The organism is Marinobacter sp. (genome assembly GCF_014859525.1).
GTDB lineage: Bacteria > Pseudomonadota > Gammaproteobacteria > Pseudomonadales > Oleiphilaceae > Marinobacter.
In genome coordinates, this window is the sequence record NZ_JACUUB010000012.1 from 41,216 (window position 1) to 50,450 (window position 9,235).

6 protein-coding genes are annotated in these 9,235 nt (G+C 55.1%); 5 read left to right on the forward strand and 1 reads right to left on the reverse strand.

Annotated elements, in window-relative coordinates:
- Positions 1 to 19 precede the first annotated feature (19 nt).
- The 3 genes from IBX51_RS05000 (at position 20) to IBX51_RS05010 (ending at position 5,674) form a co-directional block, all read left to right on the forward strand.
- A complete protein-coding gene (locus tag IBX51_RS05000; protein WP_291829296.1) occupies positions 20 to 916 on the forward strand; it encodes an ABC transporter substrate binding protein in 897 nt (298 codons plus the stop codon).
- Positions 913 to 3,603, forward strand: coding sequence for a hybrid sensor histidine kinase/response regulator (locus IBX51_RS05005; RefSeq protein WP_291829298.1), 2,691 nt, complete (start codon positions 913 to 915; stop codon positions 3,601 to 3,603). The genes IBX51_RS05000 and IBX51_RS05005 overlap by 4 nt, the downstream gene beginning before the upstream one ends.
- A gap of 169 nt (positions 3,604 to 3,772) precedes the next feature.
- Positions 3,773 to 5,674, forward strand: coding sequence for a TonB-dependent siderophore receptor (locus IBX51_RS05010; protein WP_291829300.1), 1,902 nt, complete (start codon positions 3,773 to 3,775; stop codon positions 5,672 to 5,674).
- 16 nt (positions 5,675 to 5,690) lie between these two features.
- Here IBX51_RS05010 and IBX51_RS05015 read toward each other — a convergent pair whose 3' ends face one another.
- Positions 5,691 to 6,293 (reverse strand): response regulator transcription factor, encoded by a 603-nt coding sequence (locus tag IBX51_RS05015; RefSeq protein WP_291829302.1) that lies wholly within the window; start codon positions 6,291 to 6,293, stop codon positions 5,691 to 5,693.
- Positions 6,294 to 6,451: 158 nt separating this feature from the next.
- Here IBX51_RS05015 and IBX51_RS05020 point away from each other — a divergent pair, with 158 nt between their 5' ends.
- Together IBX51_RS05020 and IBX51_RS05025 are read left to right on the forward strand one after the other, a co-directional pair.
- A complete protein-coding gene (locus IBX51_RS05020) occupies positions 6,452 to 7,417 on the forward strand; it encodes a peptidyl-prolyl cis-trans isomerase (protein WP_291829304.1) in 966 nt (321 codons plus the stop codon).
- Between the two features lie 52 nt (positions 7,418 to 7,469).
- Positions 7,470 to 9,221: a hypothetical protein gene (locus IBX51_RS05025; protein ID WP_291829306.1), complete on the forward strand. Its 1,752-nt coding sequence runs from the start codon at positions 7,470 to 7,472 to the stop codon at positions 9,219 to 9,221.
- Positions 9,222 to 9,235 lie beyond the last annotated feature (14 nt).

The following is a 9,235-nucleotide window of genomic DNA, read 5'->3' on the forward strand; positions in this document are numbered from 1 at the left end:
AGCAGACGTTCCTGCCCAAGTGAAACTGCCCGACCCTTCCCCTGCGGTTCTGCTTGTCGTATCCGATAAAAGTGCACCTTATTCCAAATTTCTCGATGGTTTTGCGCAGTGCAACAGACCGTCAGAGGGCGTGCAATTACGCTACGACGTAAAGACCGTTGACCAGGTTGCGGCAGATCCGCCGCTTTTTGAATCTTTCGATGTTGTCGGGGTTGGAACCAGGGCAACGAAGTTTTTGTACGATCACGCTGACTCTCCCACCTTTTCAGCCTCTCTTTTACCGAGCATCGCCGTTCACCAACTGCTCGCAGGCGAGGTAACCGGTTACTCGGCTTCTCTTGAGGCGGCCTTTGTGATTGATCAGCCGCTCAGCAGGCGGTTGGCTTTGGTCAGGGCTTTACTGCCGAAAGCGTCGACACTCAGCATTGTTTTAGGGCCGGATAGCGCCTTTTTTGAAGAGGAACTTCGGCGAGAAGCAAAAGCGTTCGGTTTTACCCTCAATATCGCTGAGGTGGCGTCCGAACAGGATTTGTCGCCAGTGGTCATGCCCCTTTTCGATAACAGCGATGGCATGTTGCTTTTCTATGATCCGGTTATGACATCCCCCCGTGCGATCCGGTTCCTGTTATATTCGGCGTATCGGCGCCAGGTCCCCGTCATTGGTTACTCCGAGGGCTTTGTCAAAGCTGGCGCCATAGCGGCCGCCTATTCGTCGCCCCAGGCACTTGGGTGCCAGGTTGCACAGCATTTTTCCAGAAAGATGCTGCTGGCGGCTGAAATTCCTGCCCGGGAGCGGCCAATTTTCATCTATCCGTTCTATTATCAGTACAGAATCAATGAAACAGTGGCCGAGTCCCTCGGTATCAGTACAGGCCGGATTCTGCCCGACAAACCGGTCCCAGAGGACACACCTTGAAGATCCTGAGATCGAACTTGTCGAGTATTCAGTCGCAGATCATCATCGGTGGTCTGCTTCCGTTGTTGCTGGTGGCCCTAATCCTTGGCTTTCTGGCTGCCCGTTTTGGCGTTCAGGACCAAAAAGAATCGATGGAGAGTCAGGCGGCTCTGATCGCTGACAATATTGCCCAGGTTGCCGGTTACTACTTGTTCTCTGGTGATGACGAAATATTGAGACAATTAATCGAAGGCGCCGTCAACTCGAAGTGGGTCAGTTCCGCTGTCATCGTCGATCAAAACGAGCAGATAAGGGTGAGGGTGGGGCCGGGTTTCAGAGAGGCTGATAAAACCGCAGAGCTGTTTGTGCGTGAGATTGCCGGGCCAGAGGCAGAGGTAACGGATGACCTGTATCAGGAGAACTCGATCAGCAGCTCGCCCAAACAGGCACCCATTGGCTGGGTCATGCTGGAAGTTGATATGGCCGAAATGCGCGCTGCCAATCAGCAAGTCATTGCCCGAAGCCTCTGGGCTCTGGCCATCGGTAGCGTTTTCAGCCTTCTGGTGTCGGTTTACCTGTCGAGACGATTCGTTAAACCGATCAGTGCCGTTACTAAAACCATTCAACAGATCGCAGACGGCGACCTGTCTGCGCGCGTAAATCGATTAGGGCGGGGGGAGATTGTCCGACTGGTGACCAATGTAAACAGCATGGCGGAAACCATTGAGTCATCGCAGCATGAGTTACAGCAACGAGTGGCCGAAGCAACCTCCTCTTTAGAGAAAAAAGTGGCAGAACTTGAACAGCGGAATACCGAGCTGGATGCCGCGCGCACACGGGCCAATAAGGCCGAAAAAGTCAAAGCAAATTTTCTGGCCAATATGAGCCATGAAATTCGTACTCCGGTAAATGCCATTTATGGCTTCAGCCAGCGTATTCTGAAGCCCGGCTCAGCTGCTGAAACCAGAGAATACGTAGAGATGATGTCTCGTGCTGCCAAGCTGCTGATTCATCTTATCGATGGCATTCTTGGCTTTTCAAAAGCTGAATCCAACACCATCAGGCTCAACGAGTCCATTTTCGACATTCGCCGTTGCCTGGAAAACATGGCTACGATATTCAGTACCGAAGCCCAGCAAAAGGGGCTTGAACTGGTTGCTCTGATTGACAGTGATGTTCCGGAGTTCATCAAAGGCGATGAGCTTCGGATCGAACAGGTGTTGGCTAACCTGCTGGCCAATGCCATCAAATTCACTGAAGACGGGCACGTTGTACTGCGGGCATCTGTGGTGCTTGCCCGCAAACAGTTGAAAATCAGTGTTACAGATACCGGCATCGGCATCCCACCTGATGAAATTGCCAGCCGGTTCAAGGTGTTTGAACAGGGCGACTCTACAGCGACACGGAACTTCGGAGGGGTCGGGCTGGGGCTGGCCATCTGCAAGAATATCATGGACCTGATGGGCGGCAGCATTTCGGTGGAGAGTGAGCCCGGCCACGGGTCCGAGTTTTCATTTCACTTGCCGATCAATACCGACATCAAGCCTGAACTGCCCGTTCAGGCTGAGCTGGCCCGTTTCAATGTGCTGGTTTTTGAGCCTCATGCTCTGGTGCTGCACAGCGTCAAAAATAACCTGGTGATGCAAGGCGTGACTGTATTTACCGCCCGGAACAATGAAGTTGCATGCCGTATTCTCAGCAACAGGCTGCCTGACAACAAAACGATTGATGTGGTCATCATTGGCCTTTCCCCACGCAGCGATTCGGATGCTGCGAACCGTGCACGCATCAGAACGGTCCGGGAGCATTTTTCTGGTCCGGTTCTGTTGATGGCCACCAGCCATCATTCCGATCTGGATCTTTCCAGAGACGTTGAGGGTAAGGTTCGTGTGCTGGTCAAGCCGGCCCGTTCGGACATATTAATAGCGCGGCTTTCGGAGCTCTTCTCGATTGACAGTCCGGTGCTGAGCAAGTCGCCAACGACGGCACGGGTTCCGGGCTTTCTCTCGGGGCTGACAGTACTGGTTGCGGAGGATAACGAATTTAACCGTCGCCTGATCGAATCCTGGCTGATTGATTGGGGTGCCAGGGTTGTTCTCGCCCGGGATGGAAATGAGGCCGTCGAGCGCGCCCTTGTCCACCAGGTTGACCTGGTTTTGATGGATCTGCATATGCCCAATCTCGATGGTGGGTCTGCCCTCAAGCAGTTGCGTGCGCTGCACGACAAGACGATCAGTCTTGTGCCGGTCGTTATCGTCACGGCAGACGTATTTGGTGCCAATGACTACCTGGAGAAAAAGATCCCGAAGGTGCAGCTTGTCTACAAACCGATCAACGCCAATCTACTGGCCCGCACGATCGCCAGAATGCTGGGGCTCAGGTATCCGGAATCGGCCATTGACCCGAATGAACACCAGCACTTACTACCAGATCGTTTGCGGGCGAAGCTTCACCAGGAATTTGAACGTTTGGGCGGCGCCCTTCAATCGGCCGTGACCGACCAAGATCAAACAGCGATACGCGACCTGCTCCATCAGATTCAGGGTATCGCGGGCTATTTTCAGTTTGAATTGCTTCGGCAGAGAGTAGATCGATGTCGACAGGCCTTCGAAACCGGATCCAATCAACAGTTCGGCCATGAAGCCCAGCAGCTTCTGGCTTTGCTTGACAAGCCCGATGCAGGGAGCTCTGAGGACACCCATGAATAAGGCCTCATTCAGTATCAGCAGTGCGTTATCCTGTCCACTCCGAGTGGCCTGGAGTGTCGCAGCCGTTTTTCTTTTGAAGCCCGCACTTGTTCAGTCAGAGGGGTTAACAGACCCGGGTCCGGAAGCGCACTTTTTTACAGAAGTGCCAGTGGGTATCACGGTCTCCAGAATGATGCAGCCCGTCAATCGGTCGGCAGCGTCAGTTACGGTGATTGATCGCGACATGATCCGGGCGTCCGGGGCAACGCAGATCGTTGATCTGCTGAGACTCGTGCCGGGGTTTCAGGTATCTGGCTCTACCATTGGTAGTCCCTATCTCGTTGCTTATCATGGGCAATCGGATTTGCTGCAGCGAGGCCTTGAGGTGATGGTGGATGGCGCATCCGTGTATAGCTCTTTCCTGACCGTCGATTGGCAAACCCTCGGTGTTGCGCTTGAAGACATCGAACGCATAGAAGTGCTCAGAGGCGGCGGGGCGCCAACCTATGGTTACAATGCATTTACCTCGACCATTAACATTATTACCCGCAAGCCGGTTGCAAGCACGGGTGTCTACGTGGGCGGCAGTGTGGGATCCCGAAACACACGGTCAGCGACGGCACGGTATGGCGCTGCTAATGGCATGGTTGAATACCGGTTAACGGGAAAGTTCGAGGAAACCGACGGCAACCGGGGCCGCGATGACGGCTGGCAGTTCGCCACCTTGAACTTCCGAGGCCAGGTCGGCCTGGGTTACAGCGACGAACTGGATATTGATCTGTCGGGAACCTACGGTGAGTTCGATGTGAATCGGGATCTTCCGATAGCGCAACCCGGTGCCGTCCGAGATTCCAGGACAGACAGGCAGCGGCTGCGCTGGACCCGCACGCTTGATCTTGATCGCGATGTCTACGTCCAGTTTTACCGGCAGTATTCAAATCAGGATGACCGTGTAAATCTTGGCCTGCTGTCTGAGATAGCGGGTCTGCCGCCTGAGGCAATACCGTTGTTCTTCGATGGGCGCCCGGACCAGGCTATTGAGGCCGGTTGGTTTACCTATGAGGAGGAACGCCATGACCTGGAGGTGCAATACCGGGATTATGAATCCGGCTCGGTGAGTTGGGTGTTGGGTGCGGGGGGGCGGCAGGAAAGTATCAGAAGCGCCGAAACTTTCGGGTCTGACCGCTGGAAAAGAGACAACAGCTACCGGGTGTTTGCCCAGGCAAGCATACCCCTGTCGAATCAGTGGCTGGCGAACATCGGCGGTGTGCTTGAGCGTGGCGATTTTTACGATACGGGCGCTTCTTACCGGGTAGGTGTCAATTATTTTCCCTCGCCGGATCACACGTTCCGATTGACCTACAGCCACGCTGAACGCAAACCCACACTCTTCGAGGAATACTTCAATAAGGCTTTTTACTTCAATGATGGAGGCGTGCTGGCCCAACTGACCTTCTCTCAAGGCGGCTTGAAGCCGGAAGAACTCGACGTCATTGATGTCGGTTATATAGGTAAGCTGTTCGATAATGCTCTGCTCGTTGATCTGCGCCTGTTTTATGAGCGCCTGGACAACCAGTATCGGAGCACCACCGACACCGTGTCAGTGTTTCCCGGCTATCTGACAAACGGAGTTGAGGTCTGGTATGACGGTCGGGTGGGTGTTGACACCTGGGGTCTTGAAGGTCAGTTGAAAACCGAGCCCTGGCAAAATGCCAGGCTCAGCTTCCAGTTTTCTTTCCTGCGCAGTGAGGACCGTTACGACGTTATAGAAACGGGGCTTGTCAGCCGAGAGCGCCATGTTCCCGACATGACCCTGAGCCTGCTGCTATCCCAGAAGCTGGGACATCAGCTTGATGCCAGTCTTGTCTACTATTATCTGGACGACATGTCGTGGAATGGTGACGCCGCGCATGGTGCGCCCTCCATAATAAAGTCGACTCACCGCCTGGATGTTCGTATTGCTAAACAGATTGGCCAGTACTGGCTGGTTGAAGGCATTGCCCAGAATCTGGCCAGTCGCTACGAACAGGGCACTCGCGGCGAGAGTGCTCAGGATCCCAGGTACCTTCTGAGAGTGTCAGCGCAGTACTGAATGGATGCGCCCGGAGTTACAGATCAGATATCATTTCCTGTGCTTTCATAACGGCCTGGGTCCGGTTGGAAACCCGAAAATGTTCGTACAGTTTGGCCAGATGGTTCTTGATGGTATTCGCGGATATATGGAGTGTATTCGCGATTTCCTTGTTCGATTTTCCCTGGGCCAGAAGCTCAAGAATCTGACGTTGTCGGGGGGTTACTGTTGAAAGGGCATCGTCCTCACTTTCTCGAACGGGCGGCATGAACACGCCGCCGGCCAGAACCATCCGCAGAGCTTCTTCCAGCGCCGCGTTGCCCAGGGCCTTGTAAATAAAGCCGGAGGCGCCGCATTCAATGGTTTTAAGGACAAGATGCCTGTCTGCCGACGCGGACAGAACCAGAACCGGCGTATCTGCCAGCAGTTCGCAAAGCCGGGACACCATCGGAAGACCGCTGGTTCCCGGTAAGGAAAGATCAATCACCGCAAGATCCAGGTCCTGATGTTCCGCAGCAGTGGCAATGGCTTCATCGCCGGTTGTTGCCTGGAAGATGTCTGCACCGGGCTCCAGCCTCTCCAGAAGGGCGGTGACCCCATCCCTAATCAACTCGTGATCATCTGACACCAGTATTTTCACAATCTCCATCCCTCCTTGCCGGCTCGGCAATCAGTATAGCGGAGCCAATAAGTGCAAAAACTACCCAAACGGACTATTACGGATTTGTCATTAATTTCATAGAGTCGGTGCGAACTAAGGCAAACATGCCTGGTCCCGATTTTGGATTGAAGACAACCATGCCAAAGCAACGTCTGCTGATTTATTCATCAATATTGATCCTCGTCTTCGCCGGCGCCGGCTTCTACCTGTTCAAAATCAGCTCTGAAAGCTATCTCCCAAGCGACGCAGTAGCCCGTATTGGCGGGACAGTCATCACAGGGGAACAGTTGAAGGAGTACATGTGGCAGCGGAAATCAGCCTCTAATTCAATGGAAGCAAAAGAGCTTCTTCTCCGGGAACTGGTTGAGCGGGAGGCTCAAATAGCTGCTGCCAGGGAGTTAGGCTATGAGCAGGATCCGGAAGTCGTGCGGGCCACGGAGAATGCCCTCATTGCCCGTTTGCGCGCCCGACAACTGAACCCGGAGCTGGACCGCACAGAAGTCAGCGAACAGGAAATCAGCCGTTACTACGAGACGAATATCAGCCGATACACCACACCCGCTCAGAAACGCGCTGCAATTATCCGTTTTGACTTGCCTGCCACTGCCCCCGCCGACCGGATTACCCAGGTAACCGAGCTTACACGCCGTGTTCAGGAACTGGCCACGTCGCAACCAGATACCGTGAGGGGATTCGGTTCGCTGGCCGCGAAATATTCCCAGGACCAGGGGTCCCGCTATGTGGGTGGTGATATCGGCTGGCACAGCGCTACGAGCCAGAATCTGGATCCGGCATTGCTCTCGGCCCTTCTGGCCCTGGAAAGCCCTGGCGAGATGGCGCCGGTTGTGCGGGGTAATAATGCGCTCTATCTGCTCAAGCTTCTGGATGCGCGCGACCAAGTCGTGACGCCACTAGATAAGGTGGCCAGCAATATCCATGTGATCCTTTTGCAACAGAAGCGTCAACAGCGGGAACTTGCCTGGGTTGAATCAACGGTAGAGCGGGTGACTCCTTCTCTGATCAATGTGCCGGTCCTGTCTGCTCTGGTGGTCACCGGAAACGAGGACGTGGCTCTGGTGCGACCTCCGAACCTTCCGGAGTAAGCGGTTCTCCTTCATAACATCTAACAGAAATCAGTGCCCAGAGGGCGATAATATGACTTTGAAAAAGCGGATGTATTCACTGGGCCTCATATTGGCCGTGGCGCTGTTATCGGTTCCGGGCATTGCTCTGGCGGGCGTTAGTTGCAGCGGTGGATTGAATTGCACCCAGTCAATCCGCCTGTCGCCGGGCTGGAATGCCATTCATGTCAAGGTCGCGCCGTCCGATGATGCAACAGCGCAGGTGTTTGCAGATTTTGTAGACGGCAGTGGCGCTCAGATCAGCAGTGTATGGACCTGGCTGCCGGAGCGTGCCAAGGTGGACTTCATTCAGGACCCCAACGCGGATGCGATGCTCAGCTCCCCCGGCTGGCTTCGGTATTTTCCTTCAGCCGCGCCCGAGGCGTTTATGAATAACCTGTTCGCCATTCAGGCGAACAGGGCCTACCTCGTAAAGTTAGAGGGCGGTACCGACGCAACCCTGACCATCAGTGGTCAGCCGGTGGTGCCGAGAATCAGGTGGCAGCCTGGCGAATTCAACCTTACGGGCTTTCACGTGGATTCAAACAACCCGCCGGTCTTCTCGGACTTTTTCGCGGGATCTTCCGCTCATGCAGGCCAGCCGATTTATCGGCTGGTGGGTGATCAGTGGCAGCAGGTGATCCCCTCCGGCACGGTGATTGACCCCGATGCCGCATACTGGGTGTTCAGTGCAAGCGGTAGCGATTACCGGGGGCCAATGGAGGTTGATCTGCCGCAGATTGATCGCCTGGAGTACGGCACAACCCTGGAGCAATTGACCCTAAAGTTGTGGAATCGGCTGAATGTTGCACACACCACCACCCTCCAGCTTCTGGGCGGAGAACCGGGCCTGTTCTACGCCAACCCCGATCCAGTATCGGAGCAGGACTGGTTACCTCTTGGCAGCGGTGTGGCAATACCCGTGGGCGCCGCCGCCGAGAGCCGCCTGCCACTGGGTGTGCGCCGGGCGGACTTCGCACCCAACAGGTTTGAGCAAACTCTGGAAATCACGAGCACGTCGGGCGCCCGCTGGCTGGTGCCGATTACGGCAGCCGCCCCTGAACTCAGCTCCCTTTGGGTTGGCACAGTGACGATTGATCAGGTCTCTCAGGTGCAGAACTATCTGCGTACCTGTACCACTGAAGTACCCGCAGGCGGCGAGGCAAACCAGGAAGCCGCGCTCGTCATCATTGGGAGCAACCCAGGCTCTGGCAATGACCTCTGCACCGATGCTAAGGGTTTTCCGATAGAGCAATCCAGTGAGCTTGGCGCGGTTGCCGCCAATTTTTCCTTCCGGGTCATCATGCACCGTGAAAGCGGTCAGGTAAGGCTGCTGAAGGATGTTATCCAAATGCGGGCCGACGACGGGCGCTACGTGTTGCTGACCGACGACAGCCTGATTCCTAATTATAACGGTGTGGTATTGCGGGACGGCGAGCGAGTTGGCCGTCGCATGAGCACGGTCGCGTACGACTTTGCCGGCGACACCCTGGCCATGGCTGGCGGCCTTGACGGCGTCTTAACTGCCGATATCATTCTGGGCGCCGACGCGCCGACCAATCCGTTTCGCCATCACTACCACGCGGACCATGGTGGCGACGGGTACGAGGTGATCCGCCGTATGGAATTTACGTTTGGTGCGGTAGACAAAGGGCTGGGTGCAAATTACGACCTGAAACAGGGCAGTTACCGTGAGGTGATCTCCGGACTGCATAAAGAACAGATTGTTGCGGCTGGCAGCTTCACGCTTCGCCATGCGGCGCAAATCAATACGTTGAATCAGTGAGGGGTCAGGTCATG